We start from the raw sequence: 22,241 nt of genomic DNA, 5'->3' as shown, positions 1-22,241 counted from the left end.
GGCCATCATTCGGGAGGGTAGAGGGTCACGTTGTCCCCCTCTACGACGATGGTGTGCCCGGAGCTACCCAGCCCAAATTCGTTTCTTGAGCCATTAAACGTTCCAGATGGTGTGTTAAAAGTGAAATTTTCAAATATTACGTATTGATAGACGTTGAAGCCCGAACCGTAAAGGCCATCCTTTCCTCTTGGATACTCTTTGAATTGAACATTGTTGTACTCGGGTTTCAGTAGGCTAACAAATGCTTTTTCGGCATCTGCTATAGTGCGCGAGCTATTAATATCCAAAACCATGTCATCCATTTCATCCTCAGGCGCCCATGTCTGAATAATAAGTGGATCAATGTCGAAGAAGAATAATACGATTTCGTCTGAAACTCGATTCGATGGGGTTGGGTAGCGAATCTGTTCTTCTGTAAGGATCTCAACACGACCTTGATGAGCTTTATTTAGCAGTCGCTCGAAACTATCCTGCTTGTTTGCTATCCCAACATAAAGTAGGTCGTAGTTGCAAACAATGGCGTGATTGTTGAATCCTTGTAAGTTTGGGTTCCCCCTAGATTTTTCCCAGTATACTGAATCGGGGGTATACCAGGTGTGTGAGTGCATCTTCTCACCAGGACCTGGACGGTTGTGTCCGATCTGAATTATTTGGTCGTCCCAGGCCGCATGTACCGCTCCCCCAAGGGGTACATTTGCTTGCAGATTAATATAGCCCCAGTCAACTGTCTCTCCTGCTAACTTAATTTCTATCCGGGCAATGTCATTTACTGTGTCGACGATTCGTACATCGCCAAACTCTGTCCGTGGCCTAGCCCCGATCATGTATAACTTGCTACGTTTAAGCTTTGCGGCGAAAGCTGCATTTGCTTCGTCTCTAAAGTCCTTGCTCATGCTGTTTATGAACGGGGGGTGTACCGTCGCAAGGCGGACCATTTTCCCTAAGAAACTCATCGACTAACTCCTTGACGCCCTTTCAGTTTTTGGGCCCTTTCAGGTAAGGCTTTTACCCTTGTGATCCATTCCATTATCCATTCAAGCCCATTTTCTGTTGAGCCATTTACCCTTTACTGCTGATGCAGGTGTTTCAAATTCTGTGCGACCTCCATAGCATCGTGGAGGACTCGTAGTATCTCAACGATTTGATCTGTCCCAGCTCGGTAGAACACGATATGTCGAGGTCTAATCACGCGGCCGTCAGTCATCTGCAGCACGTTGAATGACAGATGCAGGCTACGAAGGCCCGGGGAAAGCTCATCACGCATTTTGCTGTCTACCGGCGTCGGCTGTTCAGCTAGGGCGAGGAACGTCTGCTGTAGCAGGTCTTGATACCGACTCCTGACGGACTGACCGAGCCTCACCTCAGTGAAGCGAAGCGTATCGGCGATGTCGATGCATGCCTGGGGGGACATGCGAACCATGGCCCTACTCATGCTTTTCGCCCGCCAGTCTTCCAAGATTATTGAGGTAGGCTGCCAGATTGGCCGGATCGATTTCATCGTATTGGCCTGCTTCGACCTGCATGATGCCCACTGATGTTGCGTTGCGCAGCGCTTCGAGTCTGGCTGCCTCAGCTGCTTCATGCTCAAGCAGCATCCGGATGCCTGCACGCACGACCTCGCTGAAGTTCTGGTAACGACCCGTGCTGACTAGTTCATCAATGGACTGCTCCATTGGCTGTGGAACGACGACATTGTGGGTGGCCATGGATGTGAACCTGATGAGTGGTGATGGCGTTTTATGCCATACCCCTTGCGAAAATGCCAAAGCTGTCGTATATCTGATGGCAAGATGCTCTCATAGGGCAAGGAGATTGAATCATGACTGCAGCCGCCAAACACTCGATTGCCTTCCGCTTAGGCCGGGCCCTGGGAGGTGTGGCGCGCTTCTGCATGCATGACTTGAATCCGACAGTCCGTTGGGTTAAGCGGGTAGTCCTCGCCATGGTAATTGCGCTCATTTTAGCCAACTCGATAAGCTGGCTTATGTCGGTGCTGCTGACGGTCATTTCACTTGCTCTCGGCCTGTACGCACTTTCCAAAGCTGACCTGGATAAGGTTGATATGTTCTCCGAGGATAAAGAAGCCCCCTATGGTCGGGACGGAGTTATGGGCTGCCCTCTCAATATGTGGGGCGAGCGTACTGACGGTCTTGATCGGGATCTTCCTTGAAAAGCTTGGTCTCAGTAAAGGACCAAGCTTTTATCAACGCTACTGCCCACCGATTGACTTCACTGCCTTCTGAGCCATTTGTCCCCCTTCGCTGCCAGCTTTTCCTACAGCGTCGGTTCCTTTGGTTAGACCGTTAAGGATCGTCCCTGTTTGCACTCCAGCCCAGCCGAGAGCAACTATCCAGAAGGTCGGGAGGATGATGAACATCGAACCCATGACGAAGTTCAGAATCGCGTCTTGAGTGGTGGTGTTCAAGCCCATCACTGGATCAAAGGATAGGTGTGGTGAGCCCGAACCATACAAAACGTCGATGATTGTGCTGTCGACCCATCTTGCCAGTTGGAACCAAAAGTCTACAAATATTAACGCGAACATTGTTACTGACATGGTCATGGCAACTTTCAGTTGATACGCACCGATTATCAGCACCAGTGGAATGCTGATGACCATGGCCATCTTGAGGAAGGCCACTACCATCGGTAAGGCTTGGCGCACCATGTCCATCGCCGGGAAGAAGGCCAGCGACCCGACGGCGACCCCCAATGTTCCGCCTGCACGTGCAAGGCCGTTCCAGACGGTTCCATCGACCTGTCCACCATAATCGGTGTAGACGTCGCCGTTGACCTGGCTAGAAGGCGACACGAGCTGGCGAATCATCGAGTCGGTGACTTCCTCCTGGGACAGCCACTTTGCCCACCCGAGGAACTGGTTCAGCAAACTAGGATCGACTTGGGCTTTCAGTCGGTCCCGCAGGCCGATGTTCCCGTCAGACCACCACTGTTTGCAAGTGGGATACCCACCACCACCGGTAACCTGGGGCATGCCATCATCTCGTTTCGTGTCATACGGCCAGGATGTACGGGGTGTTCTGGAGTAATCCGTGTCGTAGTAACCAGCCGTGTTCAGCAGGTAGTGGGACCCGATCCAGTTCAGGTCCTGTAGGGCCTTCTGGTCTTTGGCGATCGACCCAATGTCGGGCTGACGCATGAACAGGCGCGCGCGGGAAGGGCCGAAGCAATCATGGGTGAAGTCTGCCACCTCCTGCGCGAGCAGAGGATTGCCGATCCTCATCGCGTCGACCTCCATGCGCATTTGCCTGAGATCTGTACCGCAGGGGATTGCTGCAACAGCGCCGCTATTCAACCCCTTGGACAGCGCGTGTACGAGCGCCCACCACACCGGCACCTTCGCGCTCTTGCCGGCCAACGAGCTGAAGGTGGTGTTCCAGCCTGTCTCCGAGGGCGCCGGCGTCAGTACCTGGCACTGCTTCCCTCGCGCCTGGTCGAACTGCAGAGTGTCAAATCCCACGGAGATGGCTGGCACAGCACACAGTGAAACAACCACATACCCAACGTACAGCTGGGTTTCAATGCGAGCCAGGGACAGCACCCCCTTGTTGCCCTCGTCAGCGCCTTCTCCTCGGACTTTGATCCACTCACGGGCCACGATGATGATAAAGGGCAGGGCGAAAAGGCCCGTGTCCGAAATCATGTCCCAGATCCCGTTGTTGATGATCCACCCTACCAGGGTGAGGTAATACTCGAGGTAGTCGTTCGTATAGAGCGTCATAGGACCTCCGACCAGGTGATTGGCGCCTTCGAGATCTCGATGATCACGAACAACAGGAGTACCAGGAACTCGATCCGCTGAACCCCCTTGGACGACTGATCTTCGTCGCTCCCAGGCAGACGCGCCTTGAGCTTCACCCACGCGAAGACGATGCTGCCATAGAGGGCGAGTCGCCATAGCAACAGTGGCAGGTAATTGCCCTCACGCCACTTCAACCAGGTGTCGAACACGCCCAGATGATTGACCGCGATGACGCCGAGCAACACGCTCAGCAACAGCATCACCACGCTCAATAACACGCCTCCCAGGAGGACTTTGAGGGGGTGGGCTTTTTTCTCGACATCTTCCGCCATGGTCACTCCTTGCCGGCAGGCTTCTGCAGCTGAATCAGGCGATCCTGTTCAGGCGCCGCTTCGTAGATCGAGCGGGAACTTTCGGCGCGCGACTTGCTGCGCTCGATGATCTTCATCGGAGAGTTGTTGGCGAGCTGCTGCCGCATGTCGAGCTCGGTCTTGAGGTTGGTGATGAGTTGCTGAAGCGTGTCGACCTGGCCGAGTGTGGCCTCAACGGCGAGCTTGTTCGCATTCACGTTGGGTTCCTTGCTGCCTGTAATCAGCATGCGCTGCAGCAGCAGACCTTTCTCCAGGACATCAGCCAAGGCGACCTCGGATGCCAGGCGGGAGGCCAACACCGCCTGATCCCGCTCGTCACGAAGGGCAGTAACTACGCCGCGGGTAATGGGGAGGGAGTCACTGCTTGCTTCACGCAGCTTCTCGGAGGTGATCTGGGTCCCGGGCTTCAAGAGCTCCTGCAGGGCCGCGAGCTTCTTGTCGTATGTTTCCTGGATCAGCGGGGTCAAGCCCACACCCGGAGTCGATGTAGTCGTGCATCCTTCACAGGTCTGTAGCTGCTGTTCACCCAGGACCCGGTTTGCGAACTGGGCGGCTTCGGCCGGAGACTCCCAACTGCCGCATACCAGTCCATTGGAGCAGCTGGACTGCGGGATGCTCGAGGTGTCCTGAGCTGCGCGATTGTTGAGGAGGTTGTAGCCTGCTTTGGCAACATCCCCAACCACTTTGATGGGCTGCTGCCCATTGCCACCGGCCTGTTTACCGCCGACCCAAGTCACGCCGTTCGATCCTGGTGCTTGCTCGACCTTGTCGACCACTGCCACGGCATCGTTGCTCGATGCCAGGGCTTGCCCCATCTTCTGACCTTCGGCAACCTTGCCCCACCCCATCTGGCCGCCGGCAATGTCGGCCATCCGTTCGGCCATCGCCCTGCAGGTTCCCTTCGATCGGTCGTAGTCGAGGCGCGCCTGCAGGATCCCGTTGGTCAGCAGGTTGTAGAGGGCGGGATTTGCCCGCTGCAGGATCAGTGCCGGCAACGACGTGACAGCGCCGGTCGCGTTCTGGATGACGCTGCCCATGATCTGTTGGAAGCCCTGTGTTGCGCCGTTCAGCTGGTTCTGCAGGGTGTTGCTGAGGTCCATGTTTCCGCAGACCAGGTTGTTCTGCCAGCCGGCGCCGACGGTGATGCTTTCCATCTGGCCAGCGCTGCCCATCTGGACAGCGCTGCCGCCGCCGATACTGTAGAGCACGTCGTCCCCGATCACGCTGCCCTGGGACTCCACCTTGATTGGGTCGGCGGCCTCAGCCATACACCAGGTACTGCCCATGCCAGTAGCGAGAATGATGGCGATGGTAAATTTGTTCATATAGCTCTCCAGGTCTTATCTCATTGGAAGTCAGTGCTTCCCAGGAAGGTCTGGCCTTTGCGCTGGCAGCATGAATAGGGCCGCCACAGGGCCCAGGCATAGGCTTCGTCGACTGCATCGGCATTCGGGCCAGGGGAGGGGAACACGGCGCAGGTAGGGCTGATGGTTGGCGTCAGCTCCTGCCACTTGCCTGTGCTGGCATCACCTTCTTTCAGTTCCCCGGCAGGCCAGTAGCCAGGCTCCGGCAGGGAGCGCATAGGCAGGTATACGTGGGGTTGTCCTACCCGCGTCGTGATGTCACCGGCACGCTGGGCGATGACTGCACCGGCCTTGAAGTCGTCGACCTGGTGGATGAACCCGCTCCGTGGGTAGACGCTCCCCCACATGTCGGCCGAGAGAAGTCCACCGACCTCCCGCATGCCGGGGATCAGGGCCTCTGGATAGACGGATTCGGGAACCCCGTACCGCCATGCGAGGGTGTCCAGGGTGCTGAGCATGTAGGGCACGTAGGGGGTCGTCGCGCCGTGGCAGGAATAGCCAAAAGAGCTTACAAATCGGCTGAATACCGCAGCTCCAGGGTGGCCGATGACGTCAGCCTCCTTGAACTTGGTGATGTTGTTCTCGGCGTTGTGGTTGGTAGTCCCATCATTACCGGCTTGCGCCGTCGCATTCGGCGCCCCCATGGGGCTTACCTCTGTCCACGGATTCCCCCCTGTGTTGGCATAGGCGGATACCACTGCGTCCGGAATGTAGTGCCGGACTTTGGTTGAGGTTTTGACCGTGCAGCCAACGGGTGTGCAGAGCAGCCAGTAGCAGATGCCGACTACTTTGTATTCCAAGCAGGTAGGCGAGGTGGTGGAGGCGAGAATCGCCGCTGAGCTGATGGCCGCGGAGGCTGAGAAAGGTAGCGCCGAGGTTAGAAGCCCAGCCAAGGTGAGTCGCGAGATTCGTCTCATCATCGTCCCCTTGCCTGGTTGATTGCCTGAATGGCAGCAGCCACGTCGGGTTGGCCGTAGATCACAAACCGGCGATCGACAACGACTGCCGGCACCTTCGAGACCCCAACACTCCAGGCATCGGCATTGCCCTGCTGAGCGGCAGCTAGCTGTTGCATAAGGGCAGCTCCGGCCGGCGTGCCCATTAGTTGCCTAGCGGCGAGCGCGGCTTGGTGCGGGTTGGGTGGTAGCTTCCTGGACAACTGCTCCTCGATGCGCTGTTGATCATCGAGCTTGATGACACGCACATCTGCCGGTACGGAGGTGAGTGGGTGCGCCGCGTCTGTGATGGCCCAGGTCTCGGCATGCGCGGTACCGGTGGCCAGCGCGGCGACGAACAACGGGATCACTCGCGATGAAGGCGGGGGGATATTGAACATGAGGCTGCACCTGAAGTGGGGACGGGTACAGGAAAACGGATCGGCCCGCCAGGCGCAGTAGGAAATAGATATCTGACGGTACTTGGATTTCTCGGTGAATCCCCACACGGGCGTAAGCGAGGCGTTTTCGGTCTGGCAGACTCGTTGAGGTGACTCCATACTGCCCGGATCAGCACTTACACTGGAACGGACATGCGCAAAAGAGGACAAGTATTCTGGGAGTGGGCGGATCCCGATCTGCACTTCAGGAACTTCGATGAGCGGATGGCCGACGGCTCCCTCATTAACATTCAGGTGCGGGTCTCTCGCGAGCACCTGACTCAGCTATTTCTCGGTATCTATGCTCTGGATGGAAAGCTTTTGCTCGAAGAGGGCCATATGGACTGCAAAGGGCAGACTATGACGGCTGCGATGACCTGGGCCCTTAAACGCGCTCATTCTTGGATTGAGAGCGATAAACTCGCCAACCGATAAGCGGTTGATGGCGCTCAGGTGGCACTGGAGTATTTTCTATACCGGTTTGACGCAAGGAGGCAGGCTGGTGAAGGACGCCATACCCACCAACCAAGAAGTGGCGGCCATTCTTGGGATTGATGAGGCATCGGTTGAGAAGTTTCGGCAGGAGACCCATCGCCTGCAGGATGGCGCGTGGCTGGTGCAGTTTGCCTATTGGATGCCTCAGGAACTGCGTCAGGGTCTCACCGGTAGTTTCACGCTGACCATCACACTTCCTCCAGATCCTCATGATCGTCGAGAGCGTGAGTGAGTTGTGGGTATCCGGTCGCTGATGCCCAAGTCACTGCGGCGGATGATCGGTTTCGAAGTATTACTGCCTCCATGACATCCCGCTGCAGTTCACAAATATCGTTGTTGAGTTGCGTCACGGAGGCCGACAAGCCGACGGCATCGTGTGAGTCGGATAGCTGCTGATAGAGCTTTTCAAGTTGAACACTCAAAAAGCTGTGTCTACTGGCGAAACCTTGTAGTTCCATCATCCCGTTCACCTCCACAATCACACCGACAGAGACTGGGCGAAGGGAAGTCCGTTCCCCTCGGATCTCAGGTCGTTACAAGAATGTGAACTAGTCGAACCATTCCTCGTCACCTGGATCAAGTTCTTCCAGGTTCATATCGAGCTGCAGCTCGATCACGGTCCCGGGCGCTGGGGCATACCAGTCGACTATTACGAACCGACCTTTGCCTGTGGTCGCGTCATAGTCCATGAGCACGCAGTCGTCGTTCCACTCCTGGAGAGCCCAGCTCAGCTCATCGTGTGAGGGGAATTCTTCCCCGGTCGACTCAAGCTGAAACCATCCATGGCCAGAGCCTGCGCTTGGGAAGAACCTGCTTGGTAGATTGCTTTCTTCGTCATTATTGTCGATGCGGGAGACCGTGAGCTTGATCATTACCCTGGCTACTCCTTGCTCGCAGTGGCCTGGGCTGCGAGGTCATCCACGACCGACAGCAGTGTGGCGCTATCCACGGGACCTTCCAGGCGCATGCTGTGCCCCGTCAAACTGTCGGTGACCTCGATCGTAGGGGTAGCGGCAATGCCCCGGCCCTTGGCCACAGCCAATTGCTGTTCAACGGCTGCTCGGATATCCAGTCTTGTCCTCGCGCAAGTGGAAAGACCTTCTGCAGAGATGCCAGGTACCTCCAACTCATCAGCGAGCCCCTGGCCATTGCCACGTGTGCGCAGCAGGACCTGGTCGATCGCTTCCCAGAACGCCGAAGCCCCGCCCAATGAACCCGCGCATTGAACGAGCCTTGCCTCTGATACTGCTGCAGGGCCATGACTATCGAGAGGGAAGTGATGCCAAGCGAGCTTCACGTTCTCTTGCTCGCTCACCCATCGCTTCAGTTGTGGCGTGTATGCCCTGCAGTATGGGCATTCTAGATCGGCGTACTCCGTGATCACCCAGCGGGCACTGGACGGACCGAAATACCAGGTCTCATCGGCGGGGCGTGCGCTGTTGTTCTTTGCCAGCAGCCAGCCAGCGCCGAGGCCAGTGATCGCGATGATGCCGACCACGATGAGTTTGAGCCTGTTCTTACGCATGCTCATCCCCCCGAGCATGAGGGGGGACCTCAGGCTGGCCGAGCTTCTGCAGGGCGGCCTGTAGATCGTGAATGGCTCCGTCAGGCTGAGGGTGCTCCTTCAGCCACTCATCCAACACTGACTGAACCAGCGGAATGATGTCGCGACGATCGAGGGCGTTATTTTTGATCTGTTGCAGCTCGTCAATGAGCACTGGTGCGCAAACCGACAATGACTGGAGTGTGTCGTGCCCGGGCTCTTTGAGCAGCTGGGTCAGGCTATCAATGATGTTCTGGGTCAGGGTATTCATGACTCTCATGCCACGCGCTCCACGGCCTTCTTTGATTCGGGTAAGGTGATGGGATAGGGAGTGATACCGCGTTTGTGGTCCAGGTCCGCGGCCACCTGCAGTGCTGCGTGTAGCTCATCGCAGCCGAGCGCCTGCATGGTTTCGTAACGCTGCCGCTTTTCTTCTGGCTCGGTCATGGCCAGAGCAAGGCACAGGCTGGGTGGCACCACACGGAACAGCATCTCGATCCGCTTGGCCAGGACGATGCCCTCGGTGAACTTGCCGTTTTCCTTTCGTGCCGAGAGCATCATCGTCTTCTGCGCCGGCGTGAGCTCACGAAAACGCGCGATTTTCTCCACCTCGTCAGGCGGCATGTTCAAGCAGATCCACCACTCGATCATGTTCAGCAGGGCGGATGCTTCTGGAGGGATGTCGTCAACGTTCTGGGTTGCCATCCAGTACCAGGCACCTAGTTTTCGCCACATCTTGGTGATCTTCACCGAATACGGGGAGAGCAGTGGCACCTTCAATGGGATGTGGCCTTCGTCGGTGAAGGCAATGAGTGGTCGGCCTTTGAACTGGTCCCGCTCTGCGATGTTGTTGATGGTGTTCAGCAGGGAGATGTAGGCGATGGCCATCTGGGCTTGATAGCCCTCACGAGCGTAGGTGGCCAAGTCGACGATTGTGATGTCAGCTTCCGGCCAGGCGGTACCAGGACGGTTGAACATCTCAGCCTCGGTGCCCATGGTGAACATCCCCATGGCCTCGGCCATCTCCATGAACCGGTTGCGCCGGCTTTCAGGGAGCTTGTCGTCGCTGGCCATCGCCTGCAGCGCTGCGCTGATGTCTTCAGTCAACACCGGACGGTTTTTACTTACGCACAGCTCGGCGGCGTTGATGATGCACTGCCGGATGGCACTGCGGTCGGCCCGAGTGAGTCGCGCATCCTCCTTCGATTCGCCGCCAGTGATCATCAGGCGGGCTGTGATCTCCAGCTCGCCCAGGATGTCCCTCTGTTCGTCCTCCATCCCCGCCAGTGCGTCGGTCAGGTGCTGGTCCGATGCATCCACGTCCGAGGCATCCAAGACCTTGACCTGGTCCTTGTTTTTTACGAGCTGCACGGCGTCGACGAACGGGGCGAGGCTCACGCCGCTACCCGGAGCGAGCCGTACCCGGTTGACGGTCAGGCCAAGCCGCTTGGCGAAATCGCCCAGCAGGCCGAAGCTGTTGCCGGCCTCGATGATGAAGAGTCGAGGGCGGTAGAGCGCAATGGCCTGCATGATCAGGTAGTTGGCTGTGGCAGATTTACCCGCGCCGGTGGGGCCGAACAAGAACAAGTGCGCGTTCATTTGTCGGTCGAGCTTGTTCAGCGGATCGAAGGTCAGCGCTGCCCCCCCTCGATTGGAAAGGGTGAAGCCCGGGTTACCTGTGCCAGTGGAGCGCCCCCAGACTGGAGCCAGATTGGCGATGTGCTGGGTGAACATAAGCTGGGTGTACCAATCCAAGGCGCGGTTTTCATTCGGGTCGAAGTTGCATGGCAACCAGCGCAGGTAGCTGTTTAGAGGAGCTACCTCGTCCTGTGACTGGACTGGTTGCATGCCGGCGCCGAGGAGCACGTTGCACAAGCTAGTCGTGCGCTCCTCGAGCACGGCTTTATTCTGACCACGGAGGAAAAACGCGACACTTCCCCGGTAGAGCTTGTGCTTTCGTCCGAGAAGGGACCGCGCCGTTTCAACGTCATCCCGGGTGTGACTGGACGCCTGGGTATCCCCGATAGCCTTCCTGGATAGCTGTTCGAGATGCCCTTCCAGCAGATCCTGCGGGGTCGGCACCATGGTGATGCACAACACGGTATCCTCCGGCAGCCGGTCGAACAGCGAGTTCAATGAGTCGGCCTGCTTGGTCTCACCGGTCAGATGCCCAGTGAGGGGGGCATTTTTCAGGCGATCCAGCATCACAACCCGGTGCGGCATGCCGTCGAACGACCAGAGACCGCTGTCGATATCCGAGCGCGGTTCTCTGTAGAACAAGTTCTCCGAGAAGTCGGTGCCGCTCGCCACCGGCAGCTCACCCTCTTGCAACTCGCGGGCTGGCTGGCACACCTCTTCGTAGAAACGTCGGATATCGCGCTCAGTCGACCCCAGGTGATCTGGGTGTGGATTGAACCAGCCTACGAGCCAACGCTTGATCGCATGGCCATCCATGCGTTTGGTTGTCACGCCGGCGTTGGCCAGGGATCCTTTAAGACGGTCGCAGATCGCTTTGAGGTAGGCGGCAGGCTCCTGGCCGCGCACCACGACGTCCTGTTTCTTTACTCGGCGATACACCACCAGGCGGACTTTCCGTGTCTGACCACGCCACGGGAGGTTGCTGACTGCCGTGTCGACGAACAATCCACCTGGCTTGGAGATGGACTCGAGGTGGTGGCGGAACAGCGCGAGGTAGAGCTTGGTGAAATCCGTGTTCTCAGCCCGGGGCTGGACGTAGGCCTGGAGTTTTTGCAGGTAGTCGGTCCAGTCCGTTTCGTCCTGGGCATAAAGCTGCACTACCCAGTGAGAGCTCTCGAGTTCGTCGAAACTGTCCTGCAGGACACCTTGCAACGCATCGCGAGCTTGTTGAAGCCAGTCGTCGGAGCGTCCCTCGGTCCCGATCGGGATCAACTCGAAAAACGCCGCCCTGGAAATGCCATCCTCGAGGAGCATGGCCTCTTCCTCGGGCAGGTATTCTGCCCATGGCAGCATGTCCACGAACGACGGGTTGACCTCGTATATCCTCGCCACGTCAGTTTTTGTCGCCGGCCGACGTTTAGGGTTTTGCCAGTCGATGGGTGAAGGGATGCCCATGGACTCCAGGCGAGCTATGTACCGGTCATTCGCAGCCTGGCGGTCTTCTTCGTTGATGACAGTACTGGCTGTTGCGGGATAGTCGTCGACAAGGTCGGTATCGGTTGTCGGCTGGCCGAGCACGGGCTCGATAGGCGTTGCAGGGCCTTTGCCCAGCAATTTGCTTATGAACTGCATCAGTACTCCTCCGTCCGCTCGCCTGGCATGGCGTACTGCACGCGTTGATACATCGGGAACACCGTGGTGTACCCCGGGACTGGGACTGGATCCGTACCAGCCAGGTGTGGGAACACGTACATCACCAGATCAGGGTTCGGGAGGCGCTTGAACTGGCTGTAAATTTCGTTCTGGGGCGTGCGGTTGAAGGCGTCAGCACTTGCCTGTTGGCGGGCCACCTGAGCCTCATCGAGCGGTCGGCGCAGCTCTTGGCGCGCATCCAGCAACATTCTGCTGTTGGAACTGCCAGAGCTCCCGCCAGACGTGCCGTGTTGCCACACGTCCATCATGTTGGCTTCCCCGTGGGGGAGCAGCTCGTCTTTGTCAGTCGTGCATCCGCCTAGAATGAGGGCGAGCACGAGCCAGGCGCCGGCCTGCAGGCGGGGCTTAGTCAAGGTTTGCGGATACATGGTTGGCTCCGGCGTTGTAATCGACCTTGCGGCCTTTGATCTCGTAGTCGATGGCGAGCTGCTGGTCCAAGTGGACGGCGACCTTCGCCCCGGGCTGTACGTACACGGCGGCGAAAGCTTCGCCGTAGAGCTTGTTCATCCAGGAGCGGATGTCGCTGACCCCACCGGTCAGAATCGCGCCCATGGCGGAGTTCCCCGAGGAGCCCGTGGTCCCGAATGAAGTTCCTCCGCTGCTGAAGGTAGTGGAGCTATTTTGCTCATCAGCCTTCAACAGTTTGGCGATGCCGGCGCCCGCGGCCGTCACCAGGGACTGGTTGGTCAAGTACTCCTTGGCGTTGGATCGGCGCTCGCCGGAGATGCAAGGAATGCCGTAGGAGTCGCTGATCCAGCCGAGTCCGCCCTGGATCGCTGGCTGCCCGTTACCGTTGCTGCTGTTCTGGTTGTTGTTCTGGCTGCCGTTGGCCTCTTCTGCCGGGGCAGGGAACGATCGGACCGTGCCATCTGCGAAGACGAACGTCAGGCTCCGGACTTGCCCGCGCACGCAGGACAATGTCCAGTCGCCTGATGCGGTACCGCTGGCAACAGCACCGACGACGTCAGGTATCTCGATGCCGTTTGCGGTGAGGTTGTCCGGACCGATCAGGACCTTGAAAGGGAAGGGATCATTGACTGTTCCATCGATCGGTACGCGGCCAATGAGCGCCGACATGGCCACCGACCCCATCAAGGTCGAGTTCTGGGGCAAGGTATAGGCTTTGCGTACTTGCTTGCGGGCATCCTGGGGAGACAAATCAGCGCCGACGTTCTGGGCCGTCGCGCTGAGAACTGTTTGGCCTTTGTCCAGGGTGCTCCCAAAGCTGGTGGGAAAATTGAAGCTACTGGCCGTCTGGGCGGAGCCGGGCTGAAGGGGTTTACCGCTAGCGTCCAAGGCAGTGGCATCGGTGGGTTCAACCCATACGAGTCCATTGGACTTCGTCCCTTTGTCGAAACCCGCGCCGTCACCTGGCATCACTCCGAGCCCAATGGGGAGGTCCTGCCCAGCGGCATTTGGGTTCTGCGATAGGTTATCCAACTGACGCTGGAACTGGTCCAACAGGCCCACGCTCTGGTTCTTCACCTGCTCCTGCAGCTCGCCCTTCGCATCATTCAGCTTGTTGTCGACATTCTGATCTATGCGCGAAAGCCGGAGCTGGAGCTCTGCATTCTGGTCCTTCAGTTCCTTGTTGTCGGTCAGCACCTTCGCGATCTGGTCTTTCACCTCCCGACTTTCAGCGACCACCGTGCGGAGGGTGTCGGCCGGAGTATCACCGTCCACCCCTAGCTTGCGTGCGGTGTCGCCTCCGATGATGATCGGTTTATCTTCAGGAGCCTTCGGCTCCTCTTTTTTACTCCCCCCCTTGAACACGATGATGAGCGCGCCGATCAGCACGGGGATGAGCAGGTACTTGAGGAGTGGATTACTTTTCAGACTGCCCACGGCGCCCTCCTGCTTTCGGATCAATTTGGCTGACCGAAGACGGCAGCAGGGCCTCTTTCAGCCCCTTTCCTTGTGTGACCAGGTAAAGCGTGGTGGTATCGCTGGCATTTCCACGAGCTCCGAGGTACGGGTGCTGGAATGTCGCCGTGGAGAAGTTGCCCATCAGCTCTGTTGCATTCATCGTCAACTGCTGGGCACTCAGGTTTCTGAGTTTGACTGCCGTGACATAGCTGTTGTCGAGGCGCCAAGCCCCCAGCACCGATGCTTCCACCGGTAATACCGGCAACAAGGTGCTGAGGTCCAGGGCTCGATCAACACGCACCTGGCTGATGCCGGCGACAGGCTCAACGGTCCGGAGTGGGGCGTACAGCATTTGCGCCGCATAGCGGGTCAGGGCCACCGGCGCAGGTGTCTCATGTCGCGGTGCCGGCGGAACATCCTCCTCCTCCTCCTCCGACGTCGCGGATCGCTTCGTCGGAGCTCGCGTCGAGGTGGTATCGCCGTAGTAGGTAGAAGGGGCCGCGCCGGCGACGATCTTCGCGGGTTCGAGCTTGGCTTGGCCCTCTGCCGCTGGTGTCGCCGCAATATCCACCAGCATGATCTCGCCAGTGGCCACATTCTGCAGTTGCAGCCTGGTCGGTGGAATTTCTTGGCTGGCCAGCAGGTAGACGGCGCCGCCAGTGCTCTGGACCCGCAGTTGGCCAACAAGCTGCGGAGGCATGCCTACCCGCACGTTCTGGTCGACGAACACAATGCGCTCTTGACCGACAATCAGCGGGATTGCCATGGGGATACGGTCCCACAGCAGCAGCTCTACCGCTTTCACATTGGCAACTGCAGAGAGGCCCAGAACAAGGAGGCACGCGCGCAGATTCATGGTTTCACCCCGGCTGCTTGCAGATCAACCTCGATGCGCTGCGGGTTGGACGCATAGCAGTTCCACATCAACCCGAACGGATTTTTCTCTGGATTGACGTCGGCCCGGACGATGGACAGTGGATAACGCGTCATTGCACGCTTGACCCGCTCGCCGTTCACCGACTCGTCAGCGAGTAGATCCAGATTGACTGTCCAATCGTTGATTCCGATTTCTTCCACGCGTAGCACGCCAGGGTCGGTCAACCCGTGGCCCGGGATTTCTGAGACATTCCGTTCACGGCGGCGCAGCTCACCGGCGTTACGGCGCATCTCGTAGTCTTTCTGCAGGTACTCCTTGCAGCCAGGGGTCACGTAGGACGCCAGACGCTCGATGTTGTCTTGGTAGTCGTCGTCCCCGTTCTTCTCCCAGCGCTGCATCTGCTGGAAGATATAGAACCCGAAGGCATACACGTTTTCTGGTGGCACCTCCCACCATTTGCGAGTACTGCCGGAGCGGAGGTCCGGCGGCACATGCACGGTCAGGTCTTCGGGGGCTTTGTGCCAGCCGTAAAACGCGAACAGGCTGACTGCGCCCAGCACAATTACCGCGATTCGCAAGCTGAGAATGTGTGCTTGCTGAGCATCCACTCGTTTTCGAAAACTCATGAAGATTCCTACTTTCCTGTACGACGGCATGTCCACGCTCCCTTCCGGATGACCAACTGGGGGCCACCGAGGAAGGGGAGGTGTTGAGCCTTGTAGAACTGGAGCTGGCGGTAAAACCATGTATCCGGGCGGCCGCGTTTCATCTTCCGGAGGATCCGGCTTGCCACGGTCAAGCCCAGAGCTCCACCTACAAGAGCGCAAGCGATGAAGAGAGCTGGGTTGCCGAACAAGAACGACACGGGGATGCCCAGAATCACGCCGGCCCCCCCACAAGCACCGACCGTTCCCCACATTTCATCCGCAGTGAGACCTCCCATGACGATGGGCTGCCTATTAAGGTTGTGGGGAAGGAAATCGAGCGTTCCATCCTTCAGGTAAGTGGTCTCAGCCATATCGCATCACCAGTTAGAGGACGCCAGTAGCTTTGGTGACCATGAAGATGCCGACGCCGATCAGGCAGATCCCGACCACAGCGGTGAGCCCCAGGTCTCGCCACTTTTTCTTGCCCTCATGGATATCGTGGTAAACGCCGTAGGCATGGGAGGCGACCCCCACCATCATGGCTCCGAGCAGGAAGAGACCGATCAGCATGAAACCGTCGTAACCGTAGTTCTGGATGGTTTGCAGCCAGCTGGTTCCCTCGCCGCGTGTTGGGGCTTGTGCTCCTGGTAATGCGGCAGCGGCAATGATTGGGTGCAGGCCCATAATCAATGCGGCGGCGCCGGTGAGTGACTTGGTGATGGTGCGGATAGACATCGGTTAGCTCCTTGGCTAGCTGAGAACGAGTGTGGCGAGGATCAGCAGCAGGACGATGACCTTGACGGTCGACGCGGCTGCAATGTTTCTGTCGATGTTCTGAGTCGCCCAGCCCCGGTAGATGCTGTACAGCGCCCAGGCACCCCACAGGGTCGACAGTGCGATGACGGTGCCTACGAACAGCACGGTGCTGGCCTGGGGGGTGACCCCGCTTGCAGCGTTGAAAGCTGCGACTTGAGTGCCGCTCATGCTCATGGCATCCGCCCGCCGGTGAGGGTGTATTTCCCAGCCAGCTCTGCCGGATCTCGCGGCTGTGCGCGACTTGGGGTCAGGTACTCTTGCAGGCCCTGGCGAACGCGCTGGATGTCGCCAGCCAGACGTTCATAGTCGAAGTAGTAGCGCTGGCCAGGTTCGCTGGCGATCGTGGCGCTGCGCCGCGCCGAGTCCTCCAGCGCGTTCAGCTGCCGGATCATCACCTCGATGTTGGCCTGTTCTGATGCACCGGCCGCCTGAGCGCTCGGTATTAGTGAAAAGCCGCCGCTGACGCTGATCAGCGCGCCAAGCAGGATTCGGCGAGGAGATACAAGGAGGAGGGATGGCTTGTTCACGGCTGGGCTCTGGGGCAACTGACTGTGGGCGTCAGAATGCCGAGACCAGGTGGAGGGGCGCCTCAAGAAATACTTATCTGAGGTCCGTAGAATTTTTTCTCTAAGCCGGTCACGCTTTGGTGAAGTGGATTGATCCACTTTGGTAGGGCGATTGAACGGCCCAGACCGATTACAATGAGCCGAAGTTAAGCCAAGGAGTAGGCATACGGGAAAAACTGATCTGTGGGGGAGTCTTATGCCGCGGAAAACCACCAACTCGCCGGCGTTTGAAGCTTGGGTATCGGACTTTCTGGGTGCCCGTTTCCGAGATGAAGGTTGCTACGACAAAGCGGTTTTGGCCGCCGAGATGCTTCAGCACCGACGAGAGGTGAGCTCAGTGGAGCTGGTCGAGATGGTCAGGAGGGCCAACGCCATGTTGGCCCTCCTTCCAGGGCATGATCATGAAGCCTAAAGCGCCTGATTGGTCAGGCTACTGACTCGCGCTTGAAAAAGAGCAGATATCCGACCGGCATTGGGAACCCGTAGGACCAGGCCTGGGCATTTTGATTGCCCACTTTGATCTCGCCCCGGCACACTGGCTGGGTGCTGACGAGTTCCCAGCCTTGGGCTCCGAGCTCGAGCATCTTCTTCTGCAGTTGCTCCTCTTCTGCCAAAAGAGACGCAACATCGGGCTCAAGCGTCTGTTCTGTGCTCTTAAATATCCAAGCGCCGCTAGTCGCGTTTTTGAATGGAATAGCGACATAGTCAGCGCGGTGTTCGAATTTCTTGCTCATAGTGACTCCTTTATTTAATCAGCCGCGCGCTTGACGCGCTCCTGGGGCGAGAGCGTCCACGTAGCGTTCCATGATGGACAGCACCAGACTGTTGATGGCGAGGATCTTCATCGCCCGGGTGACGGCAACGTACAGGAGGTTCAACTCATCATCTCGTCGACCTGGATCGATGTCAGGTGAGAGCGGGTCCGACGTGAAGTCGTCGAAGAGCCCGACGAAGTCCCACTCCAGGCCTTTCGACTTGTGGGCAGAGGTGAGGGTGATAGTTGCATCCAGCTCTTGGTCCACGGTGCATGAGCGCAGGGCCAAGATTCGCTGAGGCAGATCCGGATACATGTTGATGATCTTGATGGACCGGATCATCTCGCTGTCCTGGCTAACCTCGGCGATTTCCACGTACTGGCCATAGTCTCGGTAGTCACGGAGCAGCTTTTTGTTCTGGACCAGATCGCGCTGTTGGCGACTGAAATAGAACAGATCTTCGAGGTCGCGTACTGAATAGCTGTCAATGCCGCCAACCCAGTAGATTTTGGGCTTCTCGGTGACCAGGCACAGTGAGTTTTCAATCACCCCGATAACGGTCCGATGAATGTATGTCCTGTGCGGCAGCCCGGCCGGCAACGCCTTCTTCACCAATGTCTTCTCGCCCAGTCCCTGCAGCTTCCTGGTTTCTCCCTTGTAGGACAGGATGATGTTGGCGACATGGGCGACTGCAGGCCCAAATCTGAAGCTCTGGGTCAGGTAGTGCTTCTCCGCCCCGGCCATCCAGCTGGCATTTAGAGCGTCTTCCGCCCCTCGAAAGCGATAGATCTGCTGATGACGATCACCCACGGCCACCTTGCGAATACGCTGAATGCGCACAATGTCAGCGATGACGGGGTTTACGTCCTGTCCCTCATCGAGCAGGACACAGTCGAAGCGCTGGCTCAGGTCGGGTTTGCTCAACTGGTACAGCTTCAGGTATCCGTCATGCGTGATCTGCACCGCTGTGTCCTGCAGGTCAGTCATGCGCTTCCAGATGCTCATCGCTGCTACCAGCGCCTGGTTCAGGTAGCGCTCCTGGGCGGAGGTAAGCATCGGGCGGTCACGGAACCGTGGAAAGTGGCAGCGCTCGATCAGGTCGTCGGCGCTGGCCATATAGTTGTTGAGGGTGGTTAGCACGTCCCTGACCAGCTCCCAGTCCTGCGTATCAAGCGCTCGGGCGATATCGGTCAGTCGCAAGTTGTTGGTCTGCTTATGGCTGAACTGTGTGCCATAGACGGCGTAGGCCAGGCCGTGCGCAGTTTTGTTCACCACGTTGCGCGGAAATCGGCCACGCGCGGCGATCTCGACCGACTTGTTGTAACAGAGATAGAGAATCCGCAGACGGGTGTGGTGTTGCGCGTAGCCCACCAGCGTTGTGGTCTTGCCACTGCCAGCGCCGGCCTGGATAAGGAGTTTCGGGGCTTCCGACTGGATGATTGGCGACTGCTCGTGTGTCCATTGCATCGTTCTCTTCCTCACAAATACTTCTTGAAGCTCGCGGCCGTAATGCTCACGGACACCCCGAGTAAGGCAGCGCAGGGGAGTAGTACCAGCAGTGGGCTGATGCTGATCGGGAGCGCCAAGTAGAAAGTCCAGGGGAAAATGGCCAACGGCAACATCGTTGCCCGGGCCTTGTGGTACAGGTAGCTGGACTCTCGGCCGGCACCAAATTTACGGAGGTCTCGCCGCACCAGCCCGTCGACCAGGCCTGTGAGTGCAGCCATGGCAAAAAGCGGTACCGTCATCAGCAGCACGACCAGGCGGACGCAAAACACCAGGACGGTAAAGAGGGCAGCCAGGGCATAGTTCTGTACCGTTGTGACGCTCTGCGCGGCCCAATAGCGCATGTCCAGCTCGTTACGGGGACCGGCTTGAGCGATCGACTCCATGCTCTGGACCCAGCTAAGCATCCCGGTCTTCACGACCAGCCAGTCGTAAGCTTCAGTGACCAGCCAGGTCGCGGTGCGCCCGGGTTCTTGGACGACAGCGCTATGGACCAGCCCCTTGGACAACCAGCCGACCTCGCTGACCAGCATTTGCTGACCGTGCCGCCACCCGGCCTCTGGCCAGAAGAAGTACAGGCATACCCAGTCGACCACGATGGCGAGGAACAGCGAGCTGAACATTACGCCGATGAAGGTAATCGGGAACCAGAAGATCTTGCTGAACAGCGATTCCTGTCGCTCTTGCTGCTGTTCGGCCTTCTTTGATACGTCATCTGCCATTGGCTACACCTCAAGCTGCATCATCGGTGGCCACCTGGCGGAAATCTTCAACCAGGTCTTCGGGCAAAGCTGATTTCAGCTCTTGATAGCCAGGGGCTTCCCACCAATCGTTCGAGGACGCTGCCGATCGCCGCATGCCGGCGGCCAGCTCCTGCAGGTTGCCGGGCATGACCTCATCTGGGTCGTTCGCGGGGAGCGGCATGCGGATTTTCCACAGATTCCCACCTTCGATGAGCGCGAAGGCCTGTCCCTTCGGCAGTCCCACCACGTGGGCCGGCTCAATCATCGGCACACTCGCCAGCTGCACCTGGTCGTGCGAGCTTGAGGTGAACGCGGTTTTGCCGTTGACCGAGTCGTTCGCGCTGCTCGCCGGCGTGCTGTTGTAGATCTGCACTTTTGGTAGCTGGTTGGTCAGCAGCTCAGCGGTCGCGGTTTCTCGAACACGCAACATGAATAGGTTGTTGAAGTTACCGATCACCTGGCCGGCTTTCGCCTTCGAGCCGATCTTCGCTTCGATGTCACTCATCGTCTGGGTGTAGGCGGTGACCTGGATGCCGGCACCACCGGCCTTATTCACCATCGGGATGAATTCGTCCCCGATGAGCTCGTTGAACTCGTCAGCGTGGAGGTTGATGCGTACCTTGCCCCCAGCCATATGCCCCGGCAGGCCGTCGTCGATGCCGTGCTTGTAAATGTGGCCTGCAACAGAGACCAAGTCACTGAACATCGAGTTGCCCACGGCCGCACTGACTTCGGTGTCGGATAGTGCATCGAGGCCAACATATACCACGGCGCGTTTTCGGATCACTTGCATCCAGTCGAAGATGGGACGCTCATCGGCGAGGTCCAGGTAGTCGGGGGCAAGCAGTTCAGCGATACGCCCAGTGGTGAGCTTTTCCAGGAGTGGCAGCAACGATGCGACGATCTTGTCGAAATAGGTCTTGTCGTAGCGGACAGCGCTGCGCAGGCCATCCATAACCGAATCGTTGATGCGCTTCTGGGTCAGGTACATGTCGATGGCCACCACGCGCAGCGGGCGGTCTTTCATGGCGAAAGACAGGTTCTTGCGATCGATCTTGCCTTCAAGCTCGACAATGGTTTGCCAGGCCTTCGGATCATGTTCAGCGAAGTACTTCTGTGCGTACTCAATGAACAGCTCGTCGATATTGATGACGTGCCGGCGGATCTGCTCGTAGTCAGGGCGACGGCCGAGCGCGACAAGCGACTGGGCGATGATATTGACGAACCGCCAAGCGAACTCCCGAAATGCTGCAGAGTTACCCTCGCCGGAGAGCTGACCAGCGATGCGAGTGGCCACCTCGCTGATTCGGCCGAAGCGGCCGATGGCGTTGTAGCGAGCGGAGATATCCGGCCATCCCAGATGAAACACGTAGAACTCGTCGAGGCGCCCGGCGCGCTTGCACTCGACGTACATGCGCTTGAGCAGGTCGGCATCGCCCTTCGGATCGAAAACGATCACGACCTCGTGGTCGGCCTGTTCCTCTACTCGCCGGCGCCGGCTCCATCGATGGGAGGTTTGGCTCCGTCGCCCCATGCGGACTCGCGGCCCGCGGCGATGCGTTCGGCGAATGTCCTGGGTGATGAACACTTCCGCCAGGCGAGTCTTGCCTACCCGTGTGGTGCCCAGGACCAGTGTGTGGCCCACGCGCTCACCCAGAGGGAGACTGACATTCTGCTCATCTGGTTCGATCCCGTGCAATCTGGGCAGGCCACCCACTGGTGGGAGAGGCCGAGCGGGGTTCCAGTTGGAATCCCAACCAGTGAGTTTTGTGATCAGTTTCAGTGGGAAGGGGGCGAACTCTAGGCGTTCCTCCAGCCAGCGCGCCCGTTCATAAAGGTTCGTCGGTTCGACGTATGCCGCGAACTGAGGGAGGTAGGTGTCGGCCAGGCGCTGTGTGTGCTTCTGAGTCCACCGGAACCCGCGTCCGATGAACAGGCGCTCGTTGCTGATCGGCATTTCAGCGCTGGTCATGGTGTAGTGGGGAAGTCGCCTGAGGTTCGCCTGATACCTTAGGACCCTCCGCGCCTGCAGCAGCCGAATGGTGCCCAGGTAGATAAAACCCAGCGCGGCGACAATTCCAAATAGTGGGGTCAGCGCAAAAGCCCAGGGCGCGCAAATGCAAAGCGAAGCTGCCACATAGCAGACCGCAGTAGTGAAAAGCTCTACCGGCGGCCGGAGCAGAGATTCAAGGGTGTATGTCGCCAT

At 58.3% G+C, this 22,241-nt stretch carries 27 protein-coding genes; 3 read left to right on the top strand and 24 right to left on the bottom strand.

What is annotated here, in order from left to right; translation table 11 throughout:
- Positions 1–5: 5 nt before the first annotated feature.
- The 3 genes from K5H97_RS22250 to K5H97_RS22240 all read right to left on the bottom strand — a co-directional run bounded on the left by K5H97_RS22250 (position 6) and on the right by K5H97_RS22240 (position 1,706).
- On the bottom strand, positions 6–953 hold the full coding sequence (locus K5H97_RS22250; protein ID WP_023628686.1) for a hypothetical protein: 948 nt from the start codon (positions 951–953) through the stop codon (positions 6–8).
- A gap of 113 nt (positions 954–1,066) precedes the next feature.
- Positions 1,067–1,411, bottom strand: coding sequence for a type II toxin-antitoxin system RelE/ParE family toxin (locus K5H97_RS22245; protein WP_232244444.1), 345 nt, complete (start codon positions 1,409–1,411; stop codon positions 1,067–1,069).
- Between the two features lie 13 nt (positions 1,412–1,424).
- Positions 1,425–1,706, bottom strand: a complete 282-nt coding sequence (locus K5H97_RS22240) for a type II toxin-antitoxin system ParD family antitoxin (RefSeq protein ID WP_023628684.1) — start codon at positions 1,704–1,706, stop codon at positions 1,425–1,427.
- Positions 1,707–1,819: 113 nt separating this feature from the next.
- Here K5H97_RS22240 and K5H97_RS22235 point away from each other — a divergent pair, with 113 nt between their 5' ends.
- Positions 1,820–2,170 (top strand): hypothetical protein, encoded by a 351-nt coding sequence (locus tag K5H97_RS22235; protein ID WP_023628683.1) that lies wholly within the window; start codon positions 1,820–1,822, stop codon positions 2,168–2,170.
- Between the two features lie 39 nt (positions 2,171–2,209).
- Here K5H97_RS22235 and K5H97_RS22230 read toward each other — a convergent pair whose 3' ends face one another.
- Genes K5H97_RS22230 through K5H97_RS22210 form a run of 5 tightly spaced genes read right to left on the bottom strand, consistent with a single transcriptional unit; the run spans position 2,210 to position 6,831 of the window.
- Positions 2,210–3,739: a conjugal transfer protein TraG N-terminal domain-containing protein gene (locus K5H97_RS22230; RefSeq protein WP_023628682.1), complete on the bottom strand. Its 1,530-nt coding sequence runs from the start codon at positions 3,737–3,739 to the stop codon at positions 2,210–2,212.
- Positions 3,736–4,092, bottom strand: a complete 357-nt coding sequence (locus K5H97_RS22225) for a hypothetical protein (RefSeq protein ID WP_023628681.1) — start codon at positions 4,090–4,092, stop codon at positions 3,736–3,738. The genes K5H97_RS22230 and K5H97_RS22225 overlap by 4 nt, the downstream gene beginning before the upstream one ends.
- A gap of 2 nt (positions 4,093–4,094) precedes the next feature.
- Entirely contained in the window at positions 4,095–5,456 is a 1,362-nt protein-coding gene (locus tag K5H97_RS22220) for an integrating conjugative element protein (RefSeq protein WP_023628680.1), read from the bottom strand.
- A gap of 20 nt (positions 5,457–5,476) precedes the next feature.
- Complete coding sequence (locus tag K5H97_RS22215) at positions 5,477–6,412, bottom strand: TIGR03756 family integrating conjugative element protein (protein WP_036986096.1); 936 nt, start codon at positions 6,410–6,412, stop codon at positions 5,477–5,479.
- On the bottom strand, positions 6,412–6,831 hold the full coding sequence (locus tag K5H97_RS22210; protein ID WP_023628678.1) for a TIGR03757 family integrating conjugative element protein: 420 nt from the start codon (positions 6,829–6,831) through the stop codon (positions 6,412–6,414). The genes K5H97_RS22215 and K5H97_RS22210 overlap by 1 nt, the downstream gene beginning before the upstream one ends.
- A gap of 192 nt (positions 6,832–7,023) precedes the next feature.
- Between K5H97_RS22210 and K5H97_RS22205 the strand changes: the two genes are divergently transcribed.
- Positions 7,024–7,305, top strand: a complete 282-nt coding sequence (locus K5H97_RS22205) for a hypothetical protein (RefSeq protein WP_023628677.1) — start codon at positions 7,024–7,026, stop codon at positions 7,303–7,305.
- A 67-nt stretch (positions 7,306–7,372) separates the two neighbouring features.
- Positions 7,373–7,597, top strand: a complete 225-nt coding sequence (locus K5H97_RS22200; RefSeq protein ID WP_038705586.1) for a hypothetical protein — start codon at positions 7,373–7,375, stop codon at positions 7,595–7,597.
- Between the two features lie 316 nt (positions 7,598–7,913).
- Here K5H97_RS22200 and K5H97_RS22195 read toward each other — a convergent pair whose 3' ends face one another.
- The 16 genes from K5H97_RS22195 to traD form a co-directional block, all read right to left on the bottom strand.
- A complete protein-coding gene (locus tag K5H97_RS22195; protein ID WP_051555666.1) occupies positions 7,914–8,237 on the bottom strand; it encodes a hypothetical protein in 324 nt (107 codons plus the stop codon).
- Positions 8,238–8,245: 8 nt separating this feature from the next.
- A complete protein-coding gene (locus K5H97_RS22190) occupies positions 8,246–8,890 on the bottom strand; it encodes a DsbA family protein (RefSeq protein WP_051555672.1) in 645 nt (214 codons plus the stop codon).
- A complete protein-coding gene (locus tag K5H97_RS22185; protein ID WP_023628673.1) occupies positions 8,883–9,188 on the bottom strand; it encodes a hypothetical protein in 306 nt (101 codons plus the stop codon). Before K5H97_RS22185 ends, K5H97_RS22190 begins: the two co-directional genes overlap by 8 nt.
- Positions 9,185–12,178 carry a conjugative transfer ATPase gene (locus K5H97_RS22180; protein WP_371858383.1) on the bottom strand — a complete coding sequence of 998 codons (2,994 nt, stop codon included), beginning with the start codon at positions 12,176–12,178 and terminating at the stop codon, positions 9,185–9,187. Before K5H97_RS22180 ends, K5H97_RS22185 begins: the two co-directional genes overlap by 4 nt.
- Entirely contained in the window at positions 12,178–12,627 is a 450-nt protein-coding gene (locus K5H97_RS22175) for a TIGR03751 family conjugal transfer lipoprotein (protein WP_023628672.1), read from the bottom strand. Before K5H97_RS22175 ends, K5H97_RS22180 begins: the two co-directional genes overlap by 1 nt.
- Entirely contained in the window at positions 12,605–14,104 is a 1,500-nt protein-coding gene (locus K5H97_RS22170; RefSeq protein ID WP_023628671.1) for a TIGR03752 family integrating conjugative element protein, read from the bottom strand. The genes K5H97_RS22175 and K5H97_RS22170 overlap by 23 nt, the downstream gene beginning before the upstream one ends.
- Positions 14,085–14,981 carry a TIGR03749 family integrating conjugative element protein gene (locus K5H97_RS22165; protein ID WP_023628670.1) on the bottom strand — a complete coding sequence of 299 codons (897 nt, stop codon included), beginning with the start codon at positions 14,979–14,981 and terminating at the stop codon, positions 14,085–14,087. Before K5H97_RS22165 ends, K5H97_RS22170 begins: the two co-directional genes overlap by 20 nt.
- Positions 14,978–15,628 (bottom strand): PFL_4703 family integrating conjugative element protein, encoded by a 651-nt coding sequence (locus tag K5H97_RS22160; protein ID WP_023628669.1) that lies wholly within the window; start codon positions 15,626–15,628, stop codon positions 14,978–14,980. Before K5H97_RS22160 ends, K5H97_RS22165 begins: the two co-directional genes overlap by 4 nt.
- Positions 15,629–15,636: 8 nt before the next feature.
- Positions 15,637–16,020 (bottom strand): TIGR03750 family conjugal transfer protein, encoded by a 384-nt coding sequence (locus tag K5H97_RS22155; RefSeq protein WP_023628668.1) that lies wholly within the window; start codon positions 16,018–16,020, stop codon positions 15,637–15,639.
- Between the two features lie 13 nt (positions 16,021–16,033).
- A complete protein-coding gene (locus K5H97_RS22150; RefSeq protein WP_230852930.1) occupies positions 16,034–16,333 on the bottom strand; it encodes a TIGR03745 family integrating conjugative element membrane protein in 300 nt (99 codons plus the stop codon).
- Between the two features lie 66 nt (positions 16,334–16,399).
- Complete coding sequence (locus K5H97_RS22145) at positions 16,400–16,633, bottom strand: TIGR03758 family integrating conjugative element protein (RefSeq protein ID WP_371040110.1); 234 nt, start codon at positions 16,631–16,633, stop codon at positions 16,400–16,402.
- Positions 16,634–16,635: 2 nt separating this feature from the next.
- Positions 16,636–16,953, bottom strand: a complete 318-nt coding sequence (locus tag K5H97_RS22140; RefSeq protein ID WP_028690570.1) for an integrative conjugative element protein, RAQPRD family — start codon at positions 16,951–16,953, stop codon at positions 16,636–16,638.
- A 503-nt stretch (positions 16,954–17,456) separates the two neighbouring features.
- Entirely contained in the window at positions 17,457–17,765 is a 309-nt protein-coding gene (locus K5H97_RS22135) for a hypothetical protein (RefSeq protein WP_023628663.1), read from the bottom strand.
- An 18-nt stretch (positions 17,766–17,783) separates the two neighbouring features.
- Positions 17,784–19,253, bottom strand: coding sequence for a UvrD-helicase domain-containing protein (locus K5H97_RS22130; RefSeq protein ID WP_028690568.1), 1,470 nt, complete (start codon positions 19,251–19,253; stop codon positions 17,784–17,786).
- Between the two features lie 11 nt (positions 19,254–19,264).
- Positions 19,265–20,014 carry a TIGR03747 family integrating conjugative element membrane protein gene (locus tag K5H97_RS22125; protein ID WP_023628661.1) on the bottom strand — a complete coding sequence of 250 codons (750 nt, stop codon included), beginning with the start codon at positions 20,012–20,014 and terminating at the stop codon, positions 19,265–19,267.
- A 10-nt stretch (positions 20,015–20,024) separates the two neighbouring features.
- Complete coding sequence (traD, locus tag K5H97_RS22120) at positions 20,025–22,241, bottom strand: type IV conjugative transfer system coupling protein TraD (protein WP_028690567.1); 2,217 nt, start codon at positions 22,239–22,241, stop codon at positions 20,025–20,027.

The sequence above is a fragment of the Pseudomonas mosselii genome, assembly GCF_019823065.1.
Taxonomy (GTDB): domain Bacteria; phylum Pseudomonadota; class Gammaproteobacteria; order Pseudomonadales; family Pseudomonadaceae; genus Aquipseudomonas; species Aquipseudomonas mosselii.
Note: the sequence above shows the minus strand (reverse complement) of the source record. Positions and strands in the feature narration are given on the sequence as shown.